At 71.4% G+C, this 24,827-nt stretch carries 24 protein-coding genes and 1 pseudogene; 12 read left to right on the top strand and 13 right to left on the bottom strand.

Annotated features, from left to right (window positions below; genetic code table 11):
- The first annotated feature begins 36 nt into the window (after nucleotides 1–36).
- Entirely contained in the window at nucleotides 37–231 is a 195-nt protein-coding gene (locus G3I54_RS35385; protein WP_164618693.1) for a hypothetical protein, read from the top strand.
- 460 nt (nucleotides 232–691) lie between these two features.
- Here G3I54_RS35385 and G3I54_RS35380 read toward each other — a convergent pair whose 3' ends face one another.
- Nucleotides 692–1,345 carry a hypothetical protein gene (locus tag G3I54_RS35380; RefSeq protein ID WP_164618695.1) on the bottom strand — a complete coding sequence of 218 codons (654 nt, stop codon included), beginning with the start codon at nucleotides 1,343–1,345 and terminating at the stop codon, nucleotides 692–694.
- Nucleotides 1,346–1,806: 461 nt separating this feature from the next.
- Nucleotides 1,807–5,214, bottom strand: coding sequence for a S41 family peptidase (locus G3I54_RS35375; protein WP_164618697.1), 3,408 nt, complete (start codon nucleotides 5,212–5,214; stop codon nucleotides 1,807–1,809).
- 184 nt (nucleotides 5,215–5,398) lie between these two features.
- Between G3I54_RS35375 and G3I54_RS35370 the strand changes: the two genes are divergently transcribed.
- Together G3I54_RS35370 and G3I54_RS35365 are read left to right on the top strand one after the other, a co-directional pair.
- Nucleotides 5,399–5,971: a TetR/AcrR family transcriptional regulator gene (locus G3I54_RS35370; RefSeq protein ID WP_164618699.1), complete on the top strand. Its 573-nt coding sequence runs from the start codon at nucleotides 5,399–5,401 to the stop codon at nucleotides 5,969–5,971.
- A gap of 160 nt (nucleotides 5,972–6,131) precedes the next feature.
- Nucleotides 6,132–8,366: an MMPL family transporter gene (locus tag G3I54_RS35365; RefSeq protein ID WP_164618701.1), complete on the top strand. Its 2,235-nt coding sequence runs from the start codon at nucleotides 6,132–6,134 to the stop codon at nucleotides 8,364–8,366.
- Between the two features lie 166 nt (nucleotides 8,367–8,532).
- Here G3I54_RS35365 and G3I54_RS35360 read toward each other — a convergent pair whose 3' ends face one another.
- Nucleotides 8,533–8,955, bottom strand: a complete 423-nt coding sequence (locus tag G3I54_RS35360; RefSeq protein WP_164618703.1) for an SsgA family sporulation/cell division regulator — start codon at nucleotides 8,953–8,955, stop codon at nucleotides 8,533–8,535.
- Between the two features lie 251 nt (nucleotides 8,956–9,206).
- Between G3I54_RS35360 and G3I54_RS35355 the strand changes: the two genes are divergently transcribed.
- The 6 genes from G3I54_RS35355 to G3I54_RS35330 all read left to right on the top strand — a co-directional run bounded on the left by G3I54_RS35355 (nucleotide 9,207) and on the right by G3I54_RS35330 (nucleotide 14,547).
- The gene (locus tag G3I54_RS35355; RefSeq protein WP_164618705.1) at nucleotides 9,207–10,265 is read left to right on the top strand and encodes an energy-coupling factor ABC transporter permease; all 1,059 of its coding nucleotides are present in this window, start codon (nucleotides 9,207–9,209) and stop codon (nucleotides 10,263–10,265) included.
- 1 nt (nucleotide 10,266) lies between these two features.
- Complete coding sequence (gene cbiQ / locus G3I54_RS35350) at nucleotides 10,267–11,028, top strand: cobalt ECF transporter T component CbiQ (protein WP_164618707.1); 762 nt, start codon at nucleotides 10,267–10,269, stop codon at nucleotides 11,026–11,028.
- Nucleotides 11,016–11,813: an ABC transporter ATP-binding protein gene (locus G3I54_RS35345; protein ID WP_164618709.1), complete on the top strand. Its 798-nt coding sequence runs from the start codon at nucleotides 11,016–11,018 to the stop codon at nucleotides 11,811–11,813. Before cbiQ ends, G3I54_RS35345 begins: the two co-directional genes overlap by 13 nt.
- Before the next feature lie 186 nt (nucleotides 11,814–11,999).
- Nucleotides 12,000–13,166: a serine hydrolase domain-containing protein gene (locus G3I54_RS35340; RefSeq protein WP_164618856.1), complete on the top strand. Its 1,167-nt coding sequence runs from the start codon at nucleotides 12,000–12,002 to the stop codon at nucleotides 13,164–13,166.
- Nucleotides 13,163–13,948, top strand: coding sequence for an SDR family NAD(P)-dependent oxidoreductase (locus G3I54_RS35335; RefSeq protein ID WP_164618711.1), 786 nt, complete (start codon nucleotides 13,163–13,165; stop codon nucleotides 13,946–13,948). The genes G3I54_RS35340 and G3I54_RS35335 overlap by 4 nt, the downstream gene beginning before the upstream one ends.
- Before the next feature lie 41 nt (nucleotides 13,949–13,989).
- A complete protein-coding gene (locus G3I54_RS35330) occupies nucleotides 13,990–14,547 on the top strand; it encodes a GNAT family N-acetyltransferase (protein WP_164618713.1) in 558 nt (185 codons plus the stop codon).
- On the opposite strand, the gene G3I54_RS35325 is transcribed toward G3I54_RS35330, so the two are convergent.
- The 5 genes from G3I54_RS35325 to G3I54_RS35305 all read right to left on the bottom strand — a co-directional run bounded on the left by G3I54_RS35325 (nucleotide 14,471) and on the right by G3I54_RS35305 (nucleotide 17,991).
- Entirely contained in the window at nucleotides 14,471–14,917 is a 447-nt protein-coding gene (locus G3I54_RS35325) for an SRPBCC family protein (protein WP_164618715.1), read from the bottom strand. The genes G3I54_RS35330 and G3I54_RS35325 overlap by 77 nt on opposite strands.
- Before the next feature lie 77 nt (nucleotides 14,918–14,994).
- Nucleotides 14,995–16,026, bottom strand: a complete 1,032-nt coding sequence (locus tag G3I54_RS35320) for a hypothetical protein (RefSeq protein ID WP_343240456.1) — start codon at nucleotides 16,024–16,026, stop codon at nucleotides 14,995–14,997.
- Nucleotides 16,027–16,205: 179 nt separating this feature from the next.
- Nucleotides 16,206–16,565 (bottom strand): hypothetical protein, encoded by a 360-nt coding sequence (locus tag G3I54_RS35315; RefSeq protein WP_164618717.1) that lies wholly within the window; start codon nucleotides 16,563–16,565, stop codon nucleotides 16,206–16,208.
- Nucleotides 16,566–16,735: 170 nt separating this feature from the next.
- The gene (locus G3I54_RS35310) at nucleotides 16,736–17,218 is read right to left on the bottom strand and encodes a GNAT family N-acetyltransferase (protein ID WP_203687323.1); all 483 of its coding nucleotides are present in this window, start codon (nucleotides 17,216–17,218) and stop codon (nucleotides 16,736–16,738) included.
- 80 nt (nucleotides 17,219–17,298) lie between these two features.
- Nucleotides 17,299–17,991 carry a hypothetical protein gene (locus G3I54_RS35305; protein ID WP_164618719.1) on the bottom strand — a complete coding sequence of 231 codons (693 nt, stop codon included), beginning with the start codon at nucleotides 17,989–17,991 and terminating at the stop codon, nucleotides 17,299–17,301.
- Between the two features lie 119 nt (nucleotides 17,992–18,110).
- On the opposite strand from G3I54_RS35305, the gene G3I54_RS35300 reads away from it, so the two are divergent.
- Nucleotides 18,111–19,226 carry a MerR family transcriptional regulator gene (locus tag G3I54_RS35300; protein ID WP_164618721.1) on the top strand — a complete coding sequence of 372 codons (1,116 nt, stop codon included), beginning with the start codon at nucleotides 18,111–18,113 and terminating at the stop codon, nucleotides 19,224–19,226.
- 25 nt (nucleotides 19,227–19,251) lie between these two features.
- Here the strand turns inward: G3I54_RS35300 and G3I54_RS35295 are convergent, their stop codons facing one another.
- Nucleotides 19,252–20,232 carry a hypothetical protein gene (locus G3I54_RS35295; RefSeq protein WP_164618723.1) on the bottom strand — a complete coding sequence of 327 codons (981 nt, stop codon included), beginning with the start codon at nucleotides 20,230–20,232 and terminating at the stop codon, nucleotides 19,252–19,254.
- Nucleotides 20,233–20,561: 329 nt separating this feature from the next.
- A pseudogene (locus G3I54_RS39885) lies at nucleotides 20,562–20,684 on the bottom strand (ATP-binding protein); the annotation flags it as partial.
- A 181-nt stretch (nucleotides 20,685–20,865) separates the two neighbouring features.
- On the opposite strand from G3I54_RS39885, the gene G3I54_RS35290 reads away from it, so the two are divergent.
- Nucleotides 20,866–21,132 carry a hypothetical protein gene (locus G3I54_RS35290; protein WP_164618725.1) on the top strand — a complete coding sequence of 89 codons (267 nt, stop codon included), beginning with the start codon at nucleotides 20,866–20,868 and terminating at the stop codon, nucleotides 21,130–21,132.
- 147 nt (nucleotides 21,133–21,279) lie between these two features.
- On the opposite strand, the gene G3I54_RS35285 is transcribed toward G3I54_RS35290, so the two are convergent.
- Genes G3I54_RS35285 through G3I54_RS35275 form a run of 3 tightly spaced genes read right to left on the bottom strand, consistent with a single transcriptional unit; the run spans nucleotide 21,280 to nucleotide 23,563 of the window.
- A complete protein-coding gene (locus tag G3I54_RS35285) occupies nucleotides 21,280–22,131 on the bottom strand; it encodes a DMT family transporter (RefSeq protein ID WP_164618727.1) in 852 nt (283 codons plus the stop codon).
- Nucleotides 22,128–22,655 (bottom strand): YbaK/EbsC family protein, encoded by a 528-nt coding sequence (locus G3I54_RS35280; RefSeq protein ID WP_164618729.1) that lies wholly within the window; start codon nucleotides 22,653–22,655, stop codon nucleotides 22,128–22,130. Before G3I54_RS35280 ends, G3I54_RS35285 begins: the two co-directional genes overlap by 4 nt.
- Before the next feature lie 56 nt (nucleotides 22,656–22,711).
- Nucleotides 22,712–23,563 (bottom strand): helix-turn-helix transcriptional regulator, encoded by an 852-nt coding sequence (locus G3I54_RS35275; RefSeq protein ID WP_203687324.1) that lies wholly within the window; start codon nucleotides 23,561–23,563, stop codon nucleotides 22,712–22,714.
- 6 nt (nucleotides 23,564–23,569) lie between these two features.
- Here G3I54_RS35275 and G3I54_RS35270 point away from each other — a divergent pair, with 6 nt between their 5' ends.
- Nucleotides 23,570–24,772 (top strand): MFS transporter, encoded by a 1,203-nt coding sequence (locus G3I54_RS35270; protein WP_164618730.1) that lies wholly within the window; start codon nucleotides 23,570–23,572, stop codon nucleotides 24,770–24,772.
- Nucleotides 24,773–24,827 lie beyond the last annotated feature (55 nt).

Raw genomic sequence — 24,827 nt, 5'->3', positions numbered from 1 at the left:
CACACGTACCCCACGCATCCCACAGGAGTGAACAGCATGGGTATCGCAGACCAGTTCAAGGACAAGGCGCAGGAGCTCGCCGACCAGGCCAAGCAGAAGGCCGGCCAGGGCAAGGACGAGGCCAAGGACCGCGCCTCGCAGGCCCGCGACCAGAAGTCGGACTCCTCCTCGGGCATGAAGGACCGTGCCCAGGACGCGGCGGACCAGGCGCGCGAGCGTTTTGACCGTTGACGGTCTCTGAGGTGTGACGCGTGCGCGCTGCGGTTCGCGCGTGCGTACGCGTCGCGTCAGGAGGCGCACCCGGGTGACCGGGTGCGCCTCCTTCTTGTGTGCCGAGCGACCGCTGACCCGGGCACACCCGGGCGGCGAGCCGGTCGCCGCCGCACGGGACACGATGAAGGCTGCCGTGCTGAACGAGCACGTGAGCCCGCACCACTTGGTCCAGCTCGCCGTACTTCTTGTCGTGTTCGAACGGGCTGAGAGACACCGGCTCCCCTGGAGGTAGATCGGAAAGGTGGAGTGCACGGCGAACCCGTTCGGACGGGCCAGGCCGCTTCGACAGTCAGTCGCCGCCGGGTGGACCGGGCCGGCCATCGGTGGATCAGTTGCTCGTTCTGCGTGACCACCTGTCGGGTGGCCCACTGGGCTGTGTCGCGGTCCGGGTAGGTGGCGGACCGGTTTCGGACTGCTGTCATGAATGCTCTCGCTGCATGTGTTCGTTGACCGTGTCGATCAGTTCGAGGAGCCCGGCGCGAGTGGCCCAGGAAAGATGTCGCGCGATGCACTGCTCTCCGGGGAAGAGTGCGAGGGCGTATTGCGCCTGTGCGGACAGCGCGGCCGCTCGCTCGTTGCAGTACGGGTGCTCGGCCGCCACGAACCTCCGGACCAGGCCGGAGAACGGGAGGTCTCCTTCGTCCATGAGGACGGCATCGAAACCGTACAGCGATGGGAACGTCTGCAAGAACTCCCAGCCGGCCATGGGTAGTTGATCGTATTCGGGGTAAGGGCCGCGATTCAGACTCCTGACTATTTCGGCAAGGATGTGCAGGTATTCTGAGGGGTCCATTCCTTCGGCTGCCCGTGTGACCTTCTCCTTGAACTCTGGAGGGTAATCATCGAGCGTTCCCGATGCCGATACGGATTTCCCGGCAAGGTCCAGTGCGGCCGCTGCTGTGTAGACGGGGCAGATCCAGTTCGCCGTCCAGTTCGTTTCGGTCAACCGGATGTAGCGTCGGATCTCATCGTCCAGAGAGAGTTCGCCTCTCGATTCCTGTACTGCGGTCGCAAGTTCGATCAGTCGAATTACCGGCCCACTGGAGAACAGGCTGACAATCGAGAGCTCCACCGAATTCACCTCTCTATGGTCTGTTCGGGCCGCTGTGCGGCATGGCTGTGAGGGCAATGAAGGGAGGCTCCAGCCCTTCCTGATTCGCGAGATCCAGCGTGATGCCGATTCCCAGAACACGCCCCATTTCGAGGAGGCTTCTCCCGATCTTCTTCACGTCGTCGAGGCCAAGGCCGTCCTTGAGCCGTGGCAAGGCGTCCCAGACCGCTTTGCGGTGGACGCGTGCCGCCTCTCGCCGACGAAACCATTTGGGCGGTTGGGTCGTACCCGCCGCAGTCCATGAACTCGACGAGATCGCATATCAGATCGCTCGCGACCTTGTGCATCACGCTTTATTGGAGAGCCACGAACAGGAGAACCTACCGGGCGGAATGCGCAGCGCAGTCGAATGCAAGACGTGGGAAGCTCCTTCGCGCTTCGGCCCGGGAGTTCTGACGGCTTCCCCCGGGGGTGCCCCGCCCTCAGGCCTTCCGCGGCGGCAGCGGCGGCCTCCGTAGGTCCGGGGCCGTGTCGTACGACGGTGGGGTCGATGCCGGGTGTGCGGCGAGCAGGTCCAGGGCCAGGCGGACCGCGTCGTCCAGGACCGCGTAGCGGCCCTCCGCCCAGTCCAGGGGGGTGCGCAGGGCCTCCACGTCCGGTTCCACGCCGTGGTTCTCCACCGACCAGCCGTACGTGTCGAACCAGGCCGCGTTCATCGGGACCGTGATCACCGTGCCATCGCCCAGCCGGTGGCGGCCGGTCATGCCGACCACGCCGCCCCAGGTGCGCTGGCCCACCACCGGGCCCAGCTTCAGCAGCCGGAACGCGGCGGTGATCATGTCGCCGTCGGAGGACGTCGCCTCGTCGGCCAGGGCGACGACCGGGCCGCGCGGCGCGTTGGAGGCGTAGCTCACCGCCTGGGCGTTGCGGGTGAGGTCCCAGCCGAGGATCTTGCGGGTGAGCTTCTCCACGACCAACTCGCTGATGTGGCCGCCCGCGTTGCCCCGGACGTCCACGATCAGGGCCGGGCGGGAGACCTCCAGGCGCAGGTCCCGGTTGAACTGGGCCCAGCCCGAGCCGCCCATGTCCGGGATGTGCAGGTAGCCGCACTTGCCGCCGCTCAACTCCCGCACGACGTCACGGCGTTTGGCCACCCAGTCCTGGTAGCGGAGCGGGCGTTCGTCGATCAGGGGCATGATCGCCACCCGGCGGGAAGGGCCGCCGCCGGCCGGGGAGAAGGTCAGCTCGACCGTTGTGCCGCCTGCCGCCGTCAGCAAGGGGTACGGGCCCGCCACCGGGTCCACCGGGCGGCCGTCCACGTGGGTGAGGACCGCGCCCTCGCGGATGCCCGTACCCGCCAGCGGCGAACGCGCCTTGGAGTCCGAGGAGTCGCCGGGCAGGATGCGCTGGACGGTCCAGGCTCCGTCCCGGCAGACCAGGTTGGCGCCCAGCAGGCCGATCGCCCGCTGGTAGTGCGGCGGGCCTTCGTTGCGGCGGGCGGGGGAGACGTACGCGTGCGAGGTGCCCAGCTCGCCCAGCACCTCGCGCAGCAGATCCGCGAACTCGTCGGGCGAGGCCACCCGTTCGACGAGCGGTCGGTACTGGTCCAGTACGCCGTCCCAGTCGATGCCGCACATGTCCGGCTCCCAGAAGTAGGAGCGGATGATTCGGCCCGCCTCGCCGTACGCCTGCCGCCACTCCGCCCCCGGGTCGACCTCGTGCAGGATGCGGCGCAGGTCCAGATAGACCGTGGAGTCGGTGTCGCCCGGCTCGGTGGCGGGTACGGCGCGCAGTTCGCCGTCGTCCATCACGACGAGCCGGGTCGCGTCGCCGCTGACCGCGAACCAGTCGAGGTGGTCGACCAGTTCGGTCCTGCGCGCCTTCGCGATGTTGAAGTGCTCCAGGGTCGGCCGCCCCGACATGTCGGCCGGGTTCGCGAACGTCTCGCCCAGCGCCCCCGAGATCGGCCAGCGCAGCCAGACCAGCCCGCCGCCGCTCACCGGGGCCAGCGCCGAGTACTTGGAGGCGGAGACCGGGAACGGCGTCACCCGGCTCTCCAGGCCTTCGAACTCGACCATGACCGTGGACCCTTCGCCCGTACCCCCTCCTTCCGGAACGTCTATCGGGTCCAGGCCGCCCGCCGCCGGACGGCCGTCGGGCGAGAGGGCGAAGGGGGAGGGCGTCGCCGAGGAGAGCGGGACCAGGTACGGGCGGCAGCCGAGCGGGAAGGACAGGTCGCCGGTGTGGACGTCGTACACCGGGTCGAAGCCTCGCCAGGAGAGGAAGGCGAGGTAGCGGCCGTCCTCCGTGAAGACCGGGTTCTCGTCCTCGAAGCGGCCGTTGGTGACATCGACGATCACCGGGGCGCCGGGGCCGGAGATCCGGGCCAGCTTGATCTGCCGCAGCGAGCGGCCGACGCCCGGGTGCGACCAGGTCAGCCAGTCGCCGTCGGGGGAGAAGGCGAGATCGCGGACCGGGCCGTTGACGGAGCGGATCAGCTCGGTGAGGCCGGGGTGCTCGTCGACCGGTGCGGCGCTGTCCGGGGCCGCCGCGCCCGTGGCCGCGTGGAGGTCGGCGCGGGTCGAGCCGCTGGGGGCCTTCTCCGCGGGGGCCCCCGCCTCCGCCTCCGCTTCCGCCTCGGGCTCCGCCGTGTCCAGGAGCAGCAGGCGGCCGTCGTTCGACGCGATGGCGAGGCGTTCGCCGTCCGGGTCGGAGATCATCTCCTGCACCCGGCCCAGCTGCCCGGTGGCCAGCCTGCGCGGGGGCCGGTCGCCGCTTGCGCGCGGCAGATAGGCGATCTCGACCGCGTCCGGGCCGTCCGCGTCTGTGACGTACGCGACCTGCCCGCCGCTGCCGAGCATCTCCGGCAGCCGCACCCGTACGCCCGGGGTGTCGGCGATGGTGCGGGCGGGGCCGTCGCGGTGGGTGAGCCAGTAGAGGCTGCCGCGTACGGTGACGGCGCTGGCCCGGCCCGTCTCGTCGACGGAGAGCGAGTCGACGTTGCTGGCGGCCGGCACCTGGTGGACGCGCCGGCCGGTGCGCGGGCCCCCGAGGCGTACCTCCAGCTTGCGCGGGGTGGCGTCCGGCGCCTCCAGGTCCTCGACCAGCCAGAGGTCGCCGGCGCACTGGTAGATCACCCGGTGGCCGTCGCTGGAGGCGTTACGGGCGTAGAAGGCGTCGTGGTCGGTGTGGCGGCGCAGGTCGGTGCTGTCCATCAGGCAGGAGTAGAGGTTGCCGACGCCCTCGTGGTCGGAGAGGAACGCGATACGGCGGCCGACGAACATCGGGTTGGCGAGGTGGCCGTCGATGTCCGGGAGCAGGCGTTCGCCGTGCAGCCACAGGCGGCCCATGGCCCCGCCCCGGTAGCGCTTCCATGCGGCCGGCTCGTGCGGGGGCGTGCCGGTGAGCAGCAGCGTGCGGCGCTCGCCGTCGATGTCGGCGACCGCGATGTCGGAGACCGGGCCCCAGGGGAGCCTGCCGCCGGGGCCGCCGTCGGTGGGGACGCTGTAGGCCCAGGAGAAGTAGGAGAACGGCTGGTTGTGCGAGGACACGGCGAGGATCTGGCAGGCCTCGCCCGGATCGGGGCTCCAGCCGCAGACCCGGGCGTCCGTCGAGCCCCAGTGGGTGAGCCGGCGGGCCGGGCCGCCGTCCACCGGGGCGAGGTGGATCTCGGGGTCCAGCGTGCGCCAGGTCGTATAGGCGATGGAGGCGCCGTCGGGAGAGAAGCGCGGATGGCTGACCCGGGTCCGGTCGACGGTCACCCGCCAGGCCCGTCCTGGGCGGTGCCCCGCGGGGGCGAGGGGGGCGACCCAGAGGTCGTCCTCGGCCGCGAAGCACAGCAAGTCCTGGTGAAGGTGCGGGAAACGGAGATACGCGACGTCGTCACTCACCCCCCAATGCTTTCCGCGAGAAGGGCCCGGGGCAACTTGTGGTGCACGACACAAGCGAAACGATTTCGTTTCGCTGGGCGGTGGGGGTACGGTTCAGGTGTACGAAACAGTTTCGTTCGATGCTGAGCGGGACTGAGTGAGAATGAGCGGGACACCGGACAGGTGAAGCGAAGGAGGTCGGCACATGGCACGCACCAGGCTGACCCCCGAGCGTGAGGGCGAGCTCTACGAGGCCGTTCTCGACCTGCTCCGCGAGGTCGGCTACGACGCCCTGACCATGGACGCCATCGCCGCCCGCACCCGGTCGAGCAAGGCCACCCTCTACCGCCAGTGGGGCTCCAAGCCCGAGCTGGTCGCGAAGGCGCTGCGGCACAACAAGCCGGGGAGCCTCGCGGACATCGACACCGGTTCGCTGCGCGGGGACTTCCATGCCGCGCTGAGCCGGACCGACGACTGCCAGATGGAGAAGGACGCCGCGCTGATGCGGGGTCTGAGCCATGCCGTCCATGAGTACCCCGAGCTGCTCCAGGCCCTGCGCGAGCTGCTGATCGAACCGGAGATGACCGGTCTCGACCAGCTGCTGCAACGGGCGGTGGACCGGGGTGAACTGCGTCCGGACAATCCGGCGCTGAAGTACATCCCGCACATGCTGGTCGGCGCGCTGGCCGCCCGGCAGCTGATCGAGGACCGTCCTGTCGACCAGGCGTTCCTCATCGATTACGTGGACTCCGTGGTTCTCCCCGCCCTCGGCGTCTGACGTCCCCGCACCACTGCCCGTACGGCTTGTTCCCCGCGTACGGCCCGTCCCACCCGCACGGCCCTCTCCCCGACGCTCCACCTGACACGCCGCTCTCGTCGTCGGGCTGGTTCCTCACGCCCGATTTCCACTCATACGACCTGACCGGGAGTACGCCCCCGTGGCCACTTTCCTCTACAAGCTCGGACGGCTCACCTTCCGCCGCCGCCGCTTCGTCGCCCTGATCTGGGTGGCGTTGCTGGCGGTCGCCGGAATCGGTGCGGCCACCGCGTCCACCGCCACCTCCAGTTCCTTCTCGATCCCCGGTACGGAGGCGCAGCGCGCCTTCGACCTGCTGGAACAGCGCAATCCCGGCAACAGCGCCGACGGCGCGACCGCCCGGGTCGTCTTCCAGGCGCCCGAGGGCGAGAAGGTGACCGACGCCGAGAACAAGCGCGAGATCACCGGCATCGTCAAGGAGCTGCGGTCCGGCTCGGACCAGATCGCCGTGGTCGCCGACCCGTTCCAGCAGCAGGCCGTGAGCCAGAACGGTTCGACGGCGTACATCTCGGTCTCCTACAAGGTCAACTCCATGGAGCTGACCGACGCGACCCGGGACGCCCTGGAGGACGTGGGCAAGGAGGCGCAGAGCAGCGGCATGAAGGTGGAGATCGGCGGCGACGCCCTCCAGGTCATGCCGCACACCGGGACCGCCGAGATCATCGGCGTCGTCATCGCCGCCATCGTCCTCGTCATCACCTTCGGTTCGCTGATCGCGGCGGGGCTGCCGCTGGTGACCGCGCTCGTCGGGGTCGGCATCGGGGTCTCCACGATCACCGCGCTGGCCAGCGTGATGGACCTGGGCTCCACCACCTCGATCCTCGCCATGATGATCGGCCTCGCGGTCGGCATCGACTACGCCCTCTTCATCGTCTCCCGCTACCGCGCCGAGCTGGCGGAGGGCCGGGAGCGCGAGGAAGCCGCCGGGCGGGCCGTGGGAACCGCCGGATCCGCTGTCGTCTTCGCGGGCCTGACCGTGGTCATCGCCCTGGCCGGCCTCGCCGTCGTCAACATTCCGATGCTGACGAAGATGGGCCTCGCCGCCGCCGGTACGGTCGCCATCGCCGTCCTCATCGCGCTCACCCTCGTCCCGGCCGCCCTCGGCTTCGCGGGCAAGCGGATCATGGGGCGCAAGGCGCGCAAGGCCGCCGAGGCGGAGAAGAGCCCCGACGCCAAGCCGAACATGGGCACCCGCTGGGCGCGGTTCGTGCTGCGCAAGCCGGTCTGGGTCATGCTCGTCGGCGTCCTCGGCCTCGGCATCGTCGCCGTACCGGCCGCCTCGCTGGAGATGGGCCTGCCCGACGACGGCGCCCAGCCGAAGTCGACCACGCAGCGCCAGGCGTACGACATGCTCTCGGACGGCTTCGGCCCCGGGTTCAACGGTCCGCTGCTGACCGTCGTCGACACGAAGAACAGCTCCGACGGGAAGGCCGCGGCCGACCGGGTCGCCGAGGAGATCGAGGCGCTCGGCGTCAGCGCCGTCATCCCGCCCGTCTTCAACAAGGCGGGCGACACCGCGACGATCACGGTCATCCCGAAGGACCGGCCCTCCTCCCACGCCACGGAGGAGGTCGTCCACGACATCCGTGACGCGGGCAAGGACATCAAGGCCGACACCGGCGCCGAGGTCCTGGTCACCGGCGCCACCGCGATGAACATCGACTTCTCGCAGAAGATGAACGACGCGCTGCTGCCCTACCTGGCGCTCGTCGTGGGCCTCGCGTTCCTGCTGCTGATGCTGGTCTTCCGCTCGATCCTCGTCCCGCTGAAGGCGGCCCTGGGCTTCCTGCTCTCGGTGGTCGCGGCCCTCGGCGCGGTCGTCGCGGTCTTCCAGTGGGGCTGGCTCGGCTCGCTCTTCGGCGTCGAGCAGACCGGTCCGATCATGAGCATGATGCCGATCTTCATGGTCGGTGTGGTCTTCGGTCTGGCGATGGACTACGAGGTCTTCCTCGTCACCCGGATGCGCGAGGCGTACGTCCACGGCGAGAGCCCGGGCCAGGCCATCGTGACCGGCTTCAAGCACGGGGCGCGCGTGGTCACGGCCGCGGCCGTGATCATGATGGCGGTCTTCTCCGGCTTCATCGGCTCCAGCGAGCAGATGATCAAGATGATCGGCTTCTCGCTCGCCATCGCCGTCTTCTTCGACGCCTTCGTGGTGCGTATGGCGATCGTGCCCGCCGTCCTGGCCCTGCTCGGCAAGAAGGCCTGGTGGCTGCCGCGCTGGCTGGACCGGGCGCTGCCCAACGTGGACGTGGAGGGCGAGAAGCTGCAGAAGCAGCTGACCGACGAGCCCGGCTCCGGGCAGGGGTCCGGGGACGGCGGCGGCGAGGGCGAGCGCGAGCTCGTCCGCGTCTGACCCGATCCCCGTGGGGCCTGTGAGCCCTTCTGGCTCCGGGGTCCGCGTCTGAGCGGAGCGCGGCCCCGGAAGCGCCGGTTACCTGTGGGGACGGGGACCGGGGCACAGCGAGAGCCCCCGTGCTGACAGCACGGGGGCTTTCCGTGTTTCTCGGGGGTGCGAGGGCTCAGCCGTGGGCCGGCTGCGCGCCTCGCTCCGGGCGGGTGGCGGTTGTACGTGACGGCGGCTGCGGCCCCCGGCCGGAGTCCTTCGGCGCGGCCGGTGCCTGCGCGCGGGTACGGGCCAGGAAGCGCATCAGCGTCCGGATCTCGAACTGGAACACCTCGACGCCGTCCGTCGAGTGCAGCTCCACGATCAGCTGCGTACGGCCGCACGGCCAGACGCGGACGGCGCCGCGCTCGATCGGGGTGCGCAGGCCGCGTTCCAGGAGGTCGAGGCCGAACGCCCAGTCGATGCCGTCGGGCAGCCCTATGTGGACGGTGCGCCGTTCGTCGGCCGGGTCGTAGCGCAGGTCCACGGGGACCGGACGGGTCAGAGGGCCATCGGTGATGAGCCGGGCCCGAGCATGTACTTCGACGACAGGGGACATAGGCCGGCTCCTCCTATATGTGTAGCTCTGCCCTCTAATGTCCCATATTTTGCGGAAGTGGCACGGTGAGCGTGTGCTCACGTGACAGCGGGTGAGCCCGAGGGGTTCGCGGAGCCCAGATGCTGGACCTCTGCTCTTGCGTATGGTTCGCAGGAGGGCACTATTATTGATGGGTTCATGACCCCGCCCCGCAGGACCGCGTCCGCACGGCGCGGAGACCGCGTGGACCCCCGCAGGAAGCGGAGCCTCCCATGCATGTACCCGATGGATTCATCGATGCACCTGTCTCCGTGGCCGCCGGGGTGGCGGCCGCCGGTGCGGTGGCCGTCAGCCTGCGCGGCGCGCGCCGCGAGCTGGACGAGCGCACCGCCCCGCTCGCCGGGCTCGTCGCCGCCTTCATCTTCGCCGTGCAGATGCTGAACTTCCCCGTCGCGGCCGGTACCAGCGGCCACCTCATGGGAGGGGCGCTGGCCGCGATCCTCGTCGGGCCCTACACCGGGGTGCTCTGCGTCGCGGTGGTGCTGCTGATGCAGGGCGTCTTCTTCGCCGACGGCGGGCTCACCGCCCTCGGCGTCAACATCACCGTCATGGGCGTGGTCACCGTCCTCGTTGCGTACGGCCTGTTCCGGCTGCTGACCGGCGTACTCCCGCGCACCCGGCGGTCGGCCACCGCCTCCGCCTTCGTCGCCGCCCTGGTCTCCGTACCGGCCGCGGCCGCCGCCTTCACGCTCCTCTACTGGATCGGCGGCACCACCGACATCCCGATCGGCAAGGTCTTCACGGCCATGGTCGGCGTACACATCCTGATCGGCATCGGCGAGGCCGTCATCACCGCGCTGACCGTGGGCGCGGTCCTGGCCGTGCGCCCCGACCTCGTCCACGGCGTCAGCGGACTCGCCGCCCCCCTCAAGCTCCGGATCGACGGCGAACTGGTCGACGCCCCGGCCGCCACCCGCGAGCCCGAGCCCGCGGCCGCCCGCTCCAACCGCGGGTTCTTGATCACCGGACTGGTCTCCGCGTTCCTGCTCGCCGGCGTCGTCTCCTTCTACGCCTCCGCCGACCCGGACGGCCTGGAGAAGGTCGCCGCCGACCAGGGCATCGACGAGAAGGCCGAGGAGCACGGCGCGGCCGACTCGCCGCTCGCCGACTACGGCGTCGGCGACATCGCCGACGCCCGGCTCTCCGGCGGCCTCGCCGGAGTGATCGGCGTCAGCGCCACCGTCGTCGTCGGCACCGGGGTGTTCTGGGTGGTCCGCCGCCGCCGCGAGGACGAGAACGCCATCGCCTCCCGCGAGCACGAGAACAGCTGACATGGGTGCGGGCCACGCCGACAAGCTCTACCGGCCCGGACCCTCGCCGGTCCACGACCTGCCGCCGCACTGCAAACTCACGGCCGTGTTCTGCTTCGTGCTCGTGGTCGTCTCCACCCCGCGCGAGGCGATGTGGGCCTTCGGGCTGTACGCGGTGCTGCTCGCCGCCGTCGCCGCCGTGGCCCGCGTCCCCGCCGGCTTCCTGCTGAAGCGGCTCGTCGTCGAGGTGCCGTTCGTCGCGTTCGCCCTGCTCATGCCGTTCGTGGTGCCGGGCGAACAGACGACCGTGCTCGGCCTCTCCGTCAGCGTCCCCGGCCTCTGGGGCGCCTGGAACGTGCTGGCCAAGGCCACCCTCGGCGTCGCCGCCTCGGTGCTCCTGGCCGCCACCACCGAACTGCGCGCCGTCCTGCTCGGCCTCCAGCGCCTCAAGCTGCCGCCGCTGCTCGTGCAGATCGCTTCCTTCATGATCCGGTACGGGGACGTCGTCACCGACGAGATGCGGCGCATGTCGATCGCCCGCCGCTCCCGGGGCTTCGAGGCGCGCGGCGTACGGCAGTGGCGGGTGCTCGCCGCCTCGGCGGGCGCCCTGTTCATCCGCTCCTACGAACGCGGCGAACGCGTCCACCTCGCCATGGTCAGCCGTGGCTACACCGGCACCATGCCCGTCATCGACCGGGCGACCGCCACCCGCACCCAGTGGGCGTACGCCGCCGCCCTCCCCGTACTCGCCCTCACTGTCTGTCTGCTGGGATGGACCCTGTGACCCCTACCTCCGTTTCCGGCGACGCCCCGGCCGACGCCCCGTCGCTCGAAGTCAGCGGCCTCGCCTACGCCTACCCCGACGGCCACCAGGCCCTCTTCGGGGTGAACCTGACCGTCGGACGCGGCGAACGCGTCGCGCTCCTCGGCCCCAACGGAGCGGGCAAGACCACCCTCGTCCTGCACCTCAACGGCATCCTGGACGCCGGCTCGGGCACGGTGCGCGTCGCCGGACTCCCGGTCGCCAAAAGGAATCTCGCCGAGATCCGCCGCCGTGTCGGCATCGTCTTCCAGGACCCCGACGACCAGCTGTTCATGCCCACCGTCCGCGAGGACGTCGCCTTCGGGCCGGCCGCCGCCGGACTGCGCGGCCCGGAGCTGGAGGAGCGGGTGCTGCGCGCGCTGAAGCAGGTCGGCATGGCGGAGTACGCCGCCCGGCCGCCGCACCACCTCTCCTTCGGGCAGCGCCGCCGCGTCGCCGTGGCCACCGTCCTCGCGATGGAGCCCGAGATCCTCGTCCTGGACGAACCCTCGTCCAACCTGGACCCGGCCTCCCGCCGCGAACTGGCCGACATCCTGCGCTCCTTGGACGTCACCGTGCTGATGGTCACCCACGACCTGCCGTACGCCCTGGAGCTCTGCCCGCGCGCCGTCATCCTCAGCGAGGGCGTCATCGCCGCCGACGACCGTACGCAGCACCTCCTCTGCGACGAGAAGCTGATGCGCTCCCACCGGCTGGAGCTGCCGTTCGGCTTCGACCCGCGTTCGGTCACCGTTCCATCGCCGTGAACGGATCGTGGCCGTAAACAGCTCGTGACAGTGCGGTGGCCACGGCGACCCGCCCCGCGAACACCCCGCCGGGACGTGCACCATGGGGGGATGAGCGGGAGCGCGGGAGTGAGCACGGCGGGCGCGGCAGCGGAACCGGGAGCGGGCACGGAGGCGGGCACGGAGGCGGTGAACGCGTCCAGGGCCGTGGACGTACGGGGCACGGTGGCCCCCGGGTACGAACCGGTCGCGGACGCCTTCGTCCGCAACTTCGAGCAGCGCGGCGAGCGCGGCGCGGCCGTCGCCGTCTACCGCCACGGGCGCAAGATCGTCGACCTGTGGGCCGGTACGAGAGACGTCGACGGCACCGAACCGTGGGCCGTCGACACCGTCCAGATCGTCCGCTCGGCCGGCAAGGGCATCGCCGCCGCCGTCCCGCTCCTCCTGCACCAGCGCGGGCAGGTCGACCTGGACGCCCCGGTCTCCACCTACTGGCCGGAGTTCAAGACGAACGGCAAGGAACGCGTCCTCGTCCGCGACCTCCTCGCCCACCGGGCCGGGGTGCCCGCCCTGGACACCGCCCTCACCCCCGCCGAGGCCGCCGACGGGGTCTCCGGGCCCGCCGCCGTCGCCGCCCAGCGCCCGCAGTGGGAGCCCGGCACCGACCACGGCTACCACGCCCAGACCTACAGCTGGCTGATCGGCGAACTGGTCCGCCGCGCCACCGGCCGCACCATCGGCCGCTGGATCGCGGAGGAGATCGCCCGCCCGCTCGGCCTCGACTTCTGGTTCGGGCTCCCCGCCGACGAGGCCCACCGCATCGGCCGCATCGGCCCTGTGGAGCCCCCGGCAGCGGCCGCCGCCTCGGGCGCCCTGCGCGTACGCCCCAAACGCTCCGTCGTCGAGGCCTACCGCGACCCGGACTCCCTCACCCGCCGGGCGTTCGGCGCGATCGACCCGTTCCCCGACGAGAACGACCCCGCCTACCGCGCGGCCGAACTCCCCGCCTCGGGCGGCATCGCGACCGCCCGGGGCCTGGCCCGCTGCTACGCCGCGATGATCGGCCCGGTCGACGGCCACCGCCGCCTGTTCGCCCCCGCCACGCTCACTCTGGCCCGCACCGAGGAGTCGGCGGGCCCGGACCGCGTCCTGGTCGTCAACACCCGTTTCGGCCTCGGCTACATGCTGCACGGCCCGGCCGCGCCGCTGCTGGGCCCCGGCTCGTTCGGCCACCCGGGCCGCGGCGGCTCGCTCGGCTTCGCCGACCCCGAATCGGGCATCGCACTCGGCTACGTCACCAACGGCCTCCAGAAAGGGGTCACCGCCGACCCCCGTGCCCAGGCCCTGGTCAGGGCAGTACGGTCGGCGCTATGACACGACCTCGATTCGATGGCTACAGCGTCCTGATCACCGCCGCCGGCCAGGGCATCGGCGCGGCAACGGCCCGCCGCCTGGCGGCGGAAGGGGCCTCCGTCCTCGTCACCGACCTGGACGCGAAGCGCGCCGCCCACACGGCGGCGGCGATCCGCGAGGCGGGCGGCACCGCCGAGTCCCTCGTCTGCGACGTGGCCGACCGGGCGGCGGTCGAGGCGGCGGTGGCGTACGCGGTCGAGACCTTCGGCGGCCTGGACGTCCTGGTCAACAACGCCTACGCGGCGGGCCAGGACACCCCGCTCTTCGAGGACGAGACGGACGAGGTCTGGGAACGCGACCTGGACATCACCCTCTCGGGCCCGTTCCGCTGCGCCCGCGCCGCCCTGCCGCACCTGGTCGCCTCGGGCCGGGGCGCGATCGTCACCATCGGCTCGGTCAACGGCGAACAGGACTTCGGCGGCCACGCGTACAGCGCCGCCAAGGCGGGCCTGACCAGCCTGACCCGTACGCTCGCGGGCCACGCGGGACCGCGGGGTGTACGCGTCAACCTGGTCGCCCCCGGCACGATCCGCACCGACGCCTGGGCGGGCCGCGACGCCGAACTGGCCCGGGCCGCCGCCCTCTACCCGCTCGGCCGCGTCGGCACCCCCGAGGACATCGCGTCCGCCGTCGCCTTCCTCGCCTCCACCGACGCGGCCTGGATCACCGGGACGACGCTGCGCGTGGACGGCGGGATCCTCGCGGTGAACACGGGCTTCCGGAAGGCGATGGCGCAGCCGTAAATCCGTGGTCGCTCGGCACCCGTGCGACCTACCCTGCGCGGATGATCAACCACGGACACACCGACAGAACCGGCCGCCCCGTCACCCTCCACGAGGTGGACGCGGACAACTGGCGGGCGGTCGCCGACAGCGCGCCCCGCGACGACCAGCGCGACTGGGTCCCGGCCCTGGCCGCCCGCTACCTGCTGCTGAGCAGCCGCGAGGACACCTGGACCTCGCTGGCGGTCCTGGCCGGCGACCAGGTGACAGGCCACATCATGTGGGCTCGGGACGAGGAGGACGGCGCGTACTGGATCGGCGGCATGCTGATCGACGCCGCCCACCAGGGCACGGGCATCGGCGCAGCCGCCGTACGCACCCTGGCGGCCTGGCTCGCCGCCCGCGAGGACAGCACCGCCGTACGCCTCTCCTACGCCCCGGCCAACCGGGCCGCCGCGCACCTGTACACCGCGCTCGGCTTCCGGCCGACGGGGGTGGAGGAGGACGGGGAGGTGGTGGCGGAGCTGAACTTTCGCTGCACTTCTAGGAGTTACGGCTCACGATCGAGTTGGCGTATGAAGCGAGGTCGTGGACCAGAACCCGCAGACGCCGCCTCCTGAGCTTGTCCAAGAGGGGGAGGGCGTGCCGGTAGGTCGCTGACCAGGTGATGTCGGTGCCGCCATCGAGGGCTCGGGCCAGGTCCACAGACCCTCGGTGAGAGGTGAACAGCCCTGCGGCCTGTTCGTAGCTGAACCGCTGGTCGGGAACCATCTCCACGACGCGCTCGTGGCAGTGCACACGTCCGGTGAGGGTGCGGATGGTGCGCCGGTCACCCACGCGTGCCGGTCGGTCGATTCCCGCGGGCACATCCCACTCGACGTCGGCGTGGGCGGACCACAGCGGCCAGGACTCCGCATGCAGGAGCGCCGCGTAGACGATGGCGGCCGATGCCGATGAGTGCGAAGACGCAGTGACAGCGAGGGACGACACCTCGACAAGGGTAGACCGCGTCTCACGGTGATCGTGAGGCCGAGAGGCCGGATGCTCCCGGGGGCGAGGTCGGGCACTCAAGGCGAGGAGGCCCAGGGGTCGTCCGACGGTTCGGGCTCTTCGGGGTGGAGCATGCGGCGAATACAGCGCCGGAGTCCCGGTTCACCGGATCCGGCGGCGGCGTTCATCCACGGCAGGGCGTCCATGGCGTGCACGCGTTCATCTGTGGCGAAAGTGTCGATGGTCCGGTGGAGGTCCTCGGGGGCGGGCTCGTCCGTGAGGCAGAGCCAGCCGATCGCCGCGGCCAGGCGGACTTCGGGTGCCTCTGTCCAGTCCTGCCACCGCTCACGGAGCCACCGGACGGTCGGCGGATGTGCGTGGGCCCGGCGGGTCTCCGCGGCGGCAAGGAGCAGGGCGGCACGGACCATGGCGTCGTGCTCCGTGTCGAACCTGTCAGCGAGGCCGCTTCGGACCGTGTGGTCGGGGTCGGCGGCGGTGGCCAGAGCGTAGGCGGCGTCGATGCGGATGGTGGGGTCGGAGTCGTTGAGAAGGGGCAGGAGCACGGGTGCTTCGGCGGTGATCACGGCGCGGGCGGCGGCCACCGACCAGCCTGCCGGGTAGCCGGTCACCTCGACGCCGTAGCCGTCGTAGCCGCCGGGGGCGTGACGCCGAGGATCGGCGCGGTGGAGCAGGAGTTCATCGCGGGAGGCGACGCCGAAGTGCTGGGCACGGGCCGGGCCGGAGAGTACGCCGAGGGCGGCGGCACGGTGCGGGTGGTGGGCATCGGTGGCGATGGGGATCAGGAACGGTACGGCGAGGGCGACGGCGGCCCGGCTGTCGTTGGCACACAGGCCCCCCAGCACGCCCGTAGCGTGGCTTGCGGGGCCCTCGCCGGTGTGCAGCAGGTGAACGGCCTTCCGGGCCTCGTTCCCGTGAGGGAAGTTCCCCCACGGAACGGCGTCGAGAGGCAACCTGCCGTGGGCCCCGGACTGGATGCCGGCCACCACCGCCCGCACATCGAACGCGCCTCCGGCGAACGAGGCCAGATCCGCTCCGGCCACCAGCGCCTGGCACATCTCGAACGCCGGATCGGTCCGCCGATCCCTCACACCACACCCCCGCCTCTGCGCGGCCGTCGTCGGCCGCCTCACCTTCAACGAACCGGCCAAGGCCGGCGGACCACCGCAGGCTCTTGCTCGACGGCCCGCCGCCCTCCGGCGCGGACGGCCGTCGCCGGTACGCACTTCCTGCGCTCGTGAGTACCGGCCAGTCCTGGGTGCTTCTGCCTCTACCAGGCGCTCCAGAGCACACCATGACGGTGGCGGACCGGCGGTATGTCCGCGTCGTCAAGGTCGTGGCCAGCTCGGTGCAGCCCGCGGATCCGCTGGGCCTCCAGTCGCCCCTGGAGCCGGGCGCGGCCCTCGGCTGACGCGATCTCGCCGGAGAACGAGCCCTTCCTGCAGTACAGCACCATCCACTGCCAAGAGGTGATCCGGCGCAGCGTCTTCACCGGGGCAGGGCGACGGCCTTCACGGGCTGCTTGGGCCAGTTCAGCGTTCGCGTAGCGCAGGTCGTACAGGAACGTGGACTCCGACGCGCCCTCTCGGCGGCGGAGCCGGCTGGGAGTCGTGCGGACAGTTCGGGACATCAGGAGCCTCCGTAGGGCCCTCCGGGCTTTCCAGAGGTACCTACGGCGGGTGCGTAGTGGTCAGCACAACCCAGCTCTCTTCGTCGGGCGGGACGATCTGCCGGCAACACAGTAGCCGCGCGGAGATGTGGAGCCGAGGTGCCGCCGACCGGCACGTGCCGCTCGGTCGGCTACGACGTCGGGCCCAGGATCATGAGCATGTTGGGATCGGACACGGAGACGAACCCGACCTTGGCGTACAGCTCGTGGGCGTCGAGCGTGGCGAGGAGAGTCCGCTTGAGCTCGTACGGGGCGAGGTGGTCGCGGACGGCGGTCGCCAGCCGTACGCCGAGGCCCCGGCCGCGATGCGCCGGGTCCACGTAGACGTCGCAGAGCCAGGCGAAGGTCGCCCGGTCCGTGACGACCCGGGCGTAGGCGACCTGCGTCCCGTCGCCGTCGTACACACCGAAGTTGAGCGACCCGCGCATCGACCGCTCGACGAGGTCACGGCTGCGGCCGAGCGCCCAGAAGGCGTCGGTGGAGAGCCAGTGGTGTACGAGGCCGATGTCGATGCGGTCCGGATCGGTGTCGACCTCGTACCCGTCCACGAGGCCGACGCTCTCCGGGTGTTCCTGGGAGCCGTGGGTGCCTTCGCCGCGCGTGGTGGTCGTCATGGGCCGGATGGTAGTCGCGGAGCCCGCCGGACCGCCTGCCGGACCGCCTGCCGGACCGCCCGCCGGACCGCCCCGCCTCGTCAGCGCCGGTCAGCGGCTCGAAGGTGTTCCTGGAGGTAGGGGTCGTCGAGACGGGCGTCGGTGACGCGGTCGCGCACATCGGTGAGGAGCCAGCCGAGTAGCTCCGTGCCGGCGTCGTACTCGTCGTAGAAGCCCATGGCCAGGTCGGTGATCTCGAACTGGAACATCACGCCGTCGACGAGGTCTTCCAAGTGCGCGTCGGCGGCCGGGGTACGGGTCGCGGTCCAGGTGTTCAGCCAAGGACGCAGGCCGTTGGTGGCGACGGTGAGGAAGCCGAGGACTTCCCGGACGGGTACGGGGCCGGGATGGGTGCGCAGCGTGCTCGACCACCAGGTGGACCAGAAGGTGCGGAGAGCCTCGGTCAGCGGCGCGTCCCAGGTGGTCCAGCCCGCCTGCACCAGGCGGGAGGCGATGAGCTCCTCGTCGACATGGAGCCGGCCGGTGACGAGGGCGCGGATGATGCGCGGGAGGAGACGGCGGTAGAGACGCGGGAAGTCGTCCCAGTGATCGGGCACTTCCGCGGCGACCGAGGACACCAGGCTGTCGGGTATGAGGTGCGCCGGCCCGGAGAGTTCGGCGAAGTCCTGCTCGTCGTAGCAGTGGGTGCACCCTGTGACGCGGAACGGCTCTTCCGAGGCGAAGGCCTGGTCCAAGTCGTCGAGTGCTGTGGCGAGTTGTTCGGAGCAAGGCATAAGGACCTGCCGGGGGACTCCGTCCGGGCGACCGGCGAAGATCGCAGATTATCAGGGCCCGGTCAGGCCGCGGAGGAGTGCTTGACCCTCACGTGGCGTGATGCCACATAGTCCGTCCCATGGAGGAACACCTGATCGTGGGGCGCGTGGCCGGGCTGGCCGGTGTGAGCGTCCGCACGCTGCATCACTACGACGAGATCGGCCTCGTGCGGCCGTCCGAGCGGACAGCCGCCGGGTACCGGGCCTACACGGCCGGCGACGTGGAGCGGCTGCGCGAGGTGCTCGCCTATCGGCGGCTGGGCTTCGGGCTGCGTGAGATCGCGGATCTCGTCGACGACCCGGACACCGACGCGGTCGCGCACCTGCGCCGGCTGCGCGGCCTGCTGGTGGCCCAGCGCGACCGCGCCGACGGCATGGTGGCGGCCATCGACAGGGAACTGGAGGCACGGGCCATGGGGATCACGACCACACCGGAGGAACAATTGAAGGTGTTCGGCGCGCAGTTGTACGAAGTCATCGGGTCCGCCTATCCGGCGACGCGACGTACCGATCCGCGGATCGCCGCGCAGGTCTGGGACGCGCTCGGGGACGCCCGGACGGTACTGAACGTCGGGGCCGGCACCGGTTCCTACGAGCCCCGCGACCGTGACGTCACTGCGGTGGAGCCGTCGGCGGTCATGCGGGCGCAGCGTCCGCCGGACGCGGCCCCGTGCGTGGCCGCCGCCGCGGAGAGCCTGCCGTTCGAGGACCGGTCCTTCGACGCCGCGATGGCGTTCAGCACGGTGCACCACTGGCAGGACCCGATCGCGGGCCTGCGCGAGATGCGGCGCGTGGCCCGCCGCGTGGTCGTGTTCACGTACGACGCGAGCACGACCGGGTGGCTCGAACGGTTCTGGCTCACCCGCGACTACCTGCCCGAGTTCGCCGACCTCCTCGTCGACTGGCCTTCCCTGGCCGATCTGACGCGCGCCATCGGCGGTCGTGCGGAGCCGGTGCTCATCCCCTGGGACTGCGCCGACGGTTTCTTCGAGGCGCACTGGCGGCGGCCCGAGTCCTACCTGGACGAACAGGTGCGCCGTGCGGTGTCGGTGTGGACCCGAGTCGGGCCGGAGGCCGAGCAGCGGGCCGTGGACAGCCTCCGCGACGACCTCTCCTCCGGCCGATGGGCCGAACGCAACCGTGACCTCGTCGCCCTCGACAGGGCAGAGCTGGGGCTCCGCCTTCTCGTCGCCTGACCGAGCGGACGACGAACGAGCTGTCTCAGGCGGCGGCTCGGGTGTGTTCCGCGCGGCAGTCGCGGCAGTCGCGGCAGTGGCCGGGGGTGGGGGAGCGGAAGGCCCGGTCGCAGTCGTCGCAGGTCTGGAACGGTGTGACGGTGACGCGGGGGCGGGCGGGCGTGGGGATGCCGTGGATGCCGGGGAGCGGTGGTGGGAGCAGTTCGGTGAGCCGGTACTTGAGGAGTTTGGCGGGGTGCTTGAGCGGGCGGGGCGGGTCGTAGGTGAGGGCGTGGCGCATGGCGTCGGGTTGGGCCGCGCGTTCGAGCCAGGCCGCGACTCCGGGGACCAGTCGGCGGACGTCGTCCTCGGAGAGGACGAACTGGGGTGCGTGGCGGCGTAGATCGCTGAGGAACGCGGTGGCCGCGCGGGCGAGTTCCGGGGTGAGCTCGCTGGGCCGGGGGAGGGGCCGGGGCGGCGGCTTGGGCGCGGTCGGGGGCGGTACGAAGGGTGGGGCCGGCGGAGGAGGCGGTGACAGCGGTGACAGCGGTACGGGCGGGGCTGCGGGCGTCTCCGTGTCCGCCTCCGGTGGCGGGGGCGCGGGCAACTCGGCAGGTGTGGCCCGTTGTTGTTGTTGGACTGCCGGGCGAGGCCGTAACAGCGCGGGCGGCTGGTTGCAGAAGACCGTGCGGGTGACGATCCGGCCGCTGGGCTGACGGACCCGGGCCCGTTGCAGGTAGCCGTGGGCTTCGAGTTCGCGCAGGGCGGCGGCGATGCGCTTCTCGCCTTCGCGGCAGTGGGCGGCGAGCGCCTTGATGCCGACCTTGGTTCCAGCGGGGAGCGACTGGATGCGTACGGCGATGCCGACTGCGGTGCAGCTGAGGTCGGGGTGCTGGGCGAGGTGGTTGCCGACGACGGTGAAGCGGTCGGTGTGCGGGATCGCGATGTGGATCACGCCGGAGGTGGGGAGAGGTCCGGGAATCTCCGCCAGGGCGCGGGTGAGGGCAGTATTCTGCTGGGTATCCATCGGGGAAGCGGCTTTCTTCCTTGGTGGCCAGGCCCTCGGTTGGGATTGCACTCCCGGTCGGGGGCCGACGTATGTGCGGTGTGGTGCTGGCGTGAGCATATGCCGGGCAACCGGGCCGAAAGCGAGCCGAGTTGGCAAACCTCACCCGTGTGGGTGACGTGCCCGCAGGTGCCCAAGGGGGTCGGTTGGGTGGGGTTATTTCTCTTGTTTCTTTGATGGGTTGATGTCGCGCTTCAGTGGGTCGCGGTCGGGCGCGATCCGGTCGCGGGTGTGTCGTGGCGTGTCGGGGGTCTACCGGGTCGCGGGAGGGCGCGACCCGGCGGGAGCCGTCACCGTACGAGGTCGATTTCCGCCCATACGGTCTTGCGAGGAACGGGGTCGGGCGGAACGCTGCCGCCGTGCGTGTCCGTGGCCTCGATCCGTAGCCTGCTTCCATTGAGCCGGCCGGATACGCCATCGACGGGGAACTCTGGACGGACCCCACCAAGACCTTGGTGAGTGTCGCCGCCCAGTGCCAGGACACAGGACACAGGATGCAGTAGCGGGGCAGTGGCTGCGGCACGGTCCGTCCGGGCCAGTGCGCCGCATCCGGCGAGTAGCTAGGCTTCCCGGACCGCTACGGAAGGTGAGCACATGGACGCCGAACAGGCCCGCCAGGTCGGCAGCGTGTTGCGGCGGTTCGGTATTCCGGGCGTCGTCGCCCCGGAGAACCCCGAGAACCTGACAGGCCCGTGGCGAGTGTTCGATCAGACCGACCCGGCAACCCGCAAGGACATCACTGCGGACGCATTGGCGGCTCTTGCGGCACTGCTTCCCGCGTCCACTCCCGACCCTGCCCCGAAGAGGCAAGGGCGGCCGACACGAGGGTTTGTGTTGCCTCCGAAGAACGACGAGGAATAGCAGCGCAGCCCCGGACAGGCCTCGTCCGTGTGTTGCTTCCGTGGCACATGGTCGGGGCCTTTCAGCGCCCCGACCGCACAAGCCCCTCCTGGCTCAGCCCCTCCCGCCGTACCCGTTGAGCAGCGGGCGGTCGAACGGACAGAAGCCTCAACTCGTGTGCAGCATCAGCCCGATGCCGACCACCATCAGCCCCGCCGCCGCGATCCTCGGAGCCCCGAAGCGCTCCTTGAAGAACAGCGTGCCGATCGCCGCGCCCACGATGATCGACGACTCGCGCAGCGCCGCGATCGGGGCCAGCGGGGCCTTCGTCTGGGCCCAGAGCACCAGCCCGTACGCGGCCACCGAGAGGGCCGCGCCGAGCAGGCCGCGTACCGCGAAGGGCCTTAGCTGCGGGAGGAGTTCGGCGCGGCGGCGGTAGTACGCGTACGCCGGGATCGCCAGGCCCTCCAGGACCATCAGCCACGCGACGTAACCGAGCGGTGTGCCCGAGGCGCGTACCCCGACGCCGTCGACCGTCGTGTACCCGGCGATGGCCAGGCCCGTGCCGAGGGCGGCCACGATCGCAGGCCAGTGCGGGCGCTTCCCGGAACCCCGGATGCCCCACAGCGCCAGCCCGACCAGCCCGGCCGAGGCCACCGCCACGCCCGCCGTCGCCCAGCCGTCCGGACGCTCGCCGACGAACACCGCCGCCAGGACCGTCACCACCAGCGGGGCCGTGCCCCGGGCGATCGGGTACATCTGGCCGAAGTCGCCCAGCGTGAACGAGCGCATCAGCAGCATCATGTACGCCACGTGCAGCGCGGCCGAGACCAGGAGGTACGGCCAGGCGGCCGCCGCCGGGAACGGGGCGAACAGGGCCATCGCCACACCGATCAGCAGGCCGCCGCCGGAGATCAGCGTGAAGGACACCAGCTGGTCCTTGATCGCGTGGGCGATGGCGTTCCAACTGGCGTGCGTGACGGCGGCTATGAGGACCGCGAGGGCGACCAGGGGGGTCACTTGGCGGACTCGCGCACATCCGTGACCGTCGCGCCCGCGTGGGCGATCAGCGTTTTCGGGTCGAGCGGGAACACCGTGTGCGGGGTGCCCGCGGCCGCCCACACCACCGCGTGGTCCAGGAGGCGTCGATCGGCCAGGACACGGGTCTTGGTGGCGTGGCCGAACGGGGGTACGCCGCCGATCGCGTAACCCGTCGTCTGCCGGACCAGGTCCGCGTCCGCCCGCTTGACCTTCTGCGCGCCGAGTTCGCGGCGTACCAGCTCGACGTCCACCCGCGACGAGCCGTCCATCAGGACCAGCACGGGCACGCCGTCGGCCGTGAAGACCAGGGACTTGACGATCTCGCTCAGCTCGCAGCCGATCGCCGTGGCCGCCTCCGCCGCCGTACGGGTCGCGTCCGGGAAGCGGCGCACCTCGACCTGGAGGCCCAGTTCGGCCAGCGCCTCGGCGAACCGGGGGTGGGCGTGGGAGACCTGGGCGGCGGCTGCGGCGGGAGTGGTTTCGGTGGGTTCGGGTGTGCTCATGGCTGCACGCTAGCGGTCGGTGCAGTATGCATGCGAGCGGGTTCCGGGTAGTGGGCTCACCCTGCCGGATGCGAGCCCGGGGTGTGGCCGAAGGTGCGGCGGAAGACGTCTATGAAGGCGCTGGTGGACGACCAGCCGCACTGATGCGCCACCGCGGTCACCGGCGTCCGCTCGGTCAGGAGGATCAGGGCGTGGTGGAGGCGGAGCTGGGTGCGCCACTGCGGGAACGTCATGCCGAGGTCGCTGCGGAACAGCCGGGACAGGGTCCGGTCGCTCGCCCCGACCTGGCGGCCGAGTTCGGCGAGCGTACGGCCGTCGCCCGGGTCGGCCTGGAGGAGGGCGCACAGGGCGCGGAGCAGGGGTGCGGTGGGCGTGGGCAGGTGCAGCGGCTGCTGCGCGGACGCCCGCAACTGGTCGAGGAGGACCGCGCGGAGGCGGGCCCGTTCGGGGCCGTCGTCGTCCTCGGCGCGGGTGTAGGCGATGAGCAGTTCGCGCACCAGCGGGCTGACGGCGAGCACGGTCGGTGCGTCGAGGCCGAGCGGATTCTCGGTGACGGGCAGCCCGACCAGATGCAGATCGAGCTCGCCGTACGCCCGGTGCGCGTGCACGACGCCGGCGGGGACCCAGATCGCGCGGGTGCCCGGGGCGACCCAGGACCCCGCGTCGGTCGTGATGGTCAGGACGCCGCGGCCCGCGTAGACGATCTGGTGGTCGTCGTGCCGGTGGGCGTCGATCGAGCCGCCGGGAGCCAGTCGACGTGTACGGGTCGGGGCCACGGGGTCGTGACGGACGGCGGCCGGGGGGATGTCAGCCGGGCGTACGGCGGCGTGGTCGACGTCAGCGTGGCGGATGTTCGGCATCACCTGGCAGTTTATCGAAAGCGCGACAGCCCGCCCCGGCCGGACCATGACGGCATGCGAAGGAACACGCCGATCGTTCTGCTGTCCGTGGGCCATGCCTGCGTCGACGTCTACCAAGGCTGCGTCGCGGCCCTGGTGCCGTTCTTCATCGCCGAGCGCGCCTACTCGCTCGCGGTCGCCTCGGGCATCGTGCTGGCCGCCTCGCTGCTGTCCTCGGTGGCGCAGCCGGTGTTCGGAGTGCTCACCGACCGGTGGGCTATGCCGTGGCTGCTGCCGGTCAGCACGCTGCTCGGCGGTGTCGGCATCGCGCTGAGCGGGCTGAGCGGCTCCTACCCGCTCACCCTCGCGTTCGTCGCGTTGTCGGGCATCGGGGTAGCCGCCTACCACCCCGAATCGGCCCGTGTCGCCCGTATCGCCGCCCGGGGCAGCCACCGGGCGATGGGCTGGTTCTCCATGGGCGGCACGATCGGCTTCGCGCTGGCCCCGCTCATGGTCGCCGCCGCGATGACCGCCGGTGGGCTGCGCTGGACGCCCCTGCTCGTGCTGCCGGCCCTCGCCGGAGCCGCGCTGTGCCTGCCGGTGGTGCGCGTCCTGCAACAGCGGCAGGCCGCCGAACCCGCTACGAAGCCGCCGGCCGGGAGCGACGACGTCGCCTCCTTCGTGAAGCTGTCGCTGGCCGTGGTCTTCCGGTCGATCGCGTTCATCGGCCTGAGCACCTTCATCTCGCTGTACGCCCGCCAGCGCCTGGGCGGCGGTACGGCCGTGGGCACCGCGGCCCTGACCGTGCTCTACCTGGGCAGTACGGTCGGCTCGGTGCTCGGCGGATCCCTGGCCGCCCGGTGGGACCGGGTGGTGGTCGCGCGCTGGTCGTACCTGATCACGGCCGTGTCCGTCGCGGGCGTGGTGTGGGTGCCGGGACCGGCCTTCTACCTGTTCGTGGCGCTGACCTCGGCGGGCCTGTACGTGCCCTTCTCGCTCCAAGTGACGCTCGGCCAGGACTACTTGCCCTCCCGGGTCGGCACCGCCAGCGGGATCACGCTCGGCCTGACCGTCAGCATCGGCGGCCTGGCCAGCCCGGCCATCGGCGGCCTCGCCGACGCCACGTCCCTGCGGACGGCCCTGGCACCGCTGGTGCTGATGCCGTTGCTGAGCTGGCTGTTCTTCCGGACCTTGCCCGAACCGGGCGTGCCGCGGGCGGAGTTGCCGGGGGCCGCGGCCGTCGCGGGTTCCGGGGGCGGGGCGGCGAAACCTGGGTGACCGGGGCGGCGGGGTGCTTCTACCGCCGCCCCTCGGGCGCTGGGGCCCAGGGCTG

The sequence above is a fragment of the Streptomyces sp. SID14515 genome, assembly GCF_010548505.1.
Taxonomy (GTDB): domain Bacteria; phylum Actinomycetota; class Actinomycetes; order Streptomycetales; family Streptomycetaceae; genus Streptomyces; species Streptomyces caviscabies.
This window is presented reverse-complemented; position numbering and strand designations above follow the sequence as displayed.

Bases quoted from the DNA above. Each gene is read 5' to 3' on its own strand.
- G3I54_RS35385 (WP_164618693.1), top strand. From the start codon at position 37: ATGGGTATCGCAGACCAGTTCAAGGACAAGGCGCAGGAGCTCGCCGAC.
- G3I54_RS35270 (WP_164618730.1), top strand. From the start codon at position 23,570: ATGCGAAGGAACACGCCGATCGTTCTGCTGTCCGTGGGCCATGCCTGC.
- G3I54_RS35305 (WP_164618719.1), bottom strand. From the start codon at position 17,991: ATGCCTTGCTCCGAACAACTCGCCACAGCACTCGACGACTTGGACCAG.
- G3I54_RS35335 (WP_164618711.1), top strand. From the start codon at position 13,163: ATGACACGACCTCGATTCGATGGCTACAGCGTCCTGATCACCGCCGCC.
- G3I54_RS35370 (WP_164618699.1), top strand. From the start codon at position 5,399: ATGGCACGCACCAGGCTGACCCCCGAGCGTGAGGGCGAGCTCTACGAG.
- G3I54_RS35280 (WP_164618729.1), bottom strand. From the start codon at position 22,655: ATGAGCACACCCGAACCCACCGAAACCACTCCCGCCGCAGCCGCCGCC.
- G3I54_RS35300 (WP_164618721.1), top strand. From the start codon at position 18,111: ATGGAGGAACACCTGATCGTGGGGCGCGTGGCCGGGCTGGCCGGTGTG.
- cbiQ (WP_164618707.1), top strand. From the start codon at position 10,267: ATGGGTGCGGGCCACGCCGACAAGCTCTACCGGCCCGGACCCTCGCCG.
- G3I54_RS35330 (WP_164618713.1), top strand. From the start codon at position 13,990: ATGATCAACCACGGACACACCGACAGAACCGGCCGCCCCGTCACCCTC.
- G3I54_RS35275 (WP_203687324.1), bottom strand. From the start codon at position 23,563: ATGGTCCGGCCGGGGCGGGCTGTCGCGCTTTCGATAAACTGCCAGGTG.
- G3I54_RS35315 (WP_164618717.1), bottom strand. From the start codon at position 16,565: ATGTCCCGAACTGTCCGCACGACTCCCAGCCGGCTCCGCCGCCGAGAG.
- G3I54_RS35290 (WP_164618725.1), top strand. From the start codon at position 20,866: ATGGACGCCGAACAGGCCCGCCAGGTCGGCAGCGTGTTGCGGCGGTTC.
- G3I54_RS35310 (WP_203687323.1), bottom strand. From the start codon at position 17,218: ATGACGACCACCACGCGCGGCGAAGGCACCCACGGCTCCCAGGAACAC.
- G3I54_RS35355 (WP_164618705.1), top strand. From the start codon at position 9,207: ATGCATGTACCCGATGGATTCATCGATGCACCTGTCTCCGTGGCCGCC.
- G3I54_RS35295 (WP_164618723.1), bottom strand. From the start codon at position 20,232: ATGGATACCCAGCAGAATACTGCCCTCACCCGCGCCCTGGCGGAGATT.
- G3I54_RS35360 (WP_164618703.1), bottom strand. From the start codon at position 8,955: ATGTCCCCTGTCGTCGAAGTACATGCTCGGGCCCGGCTCATCACCGAT.
- G3I54_RS35345 (WP_164618709.1), top strand. From the start codon at position 11,016: ATGGACCCTGTGACCCCTACCTCCGTTTCCGGCGACGCCCCGGCCGAC.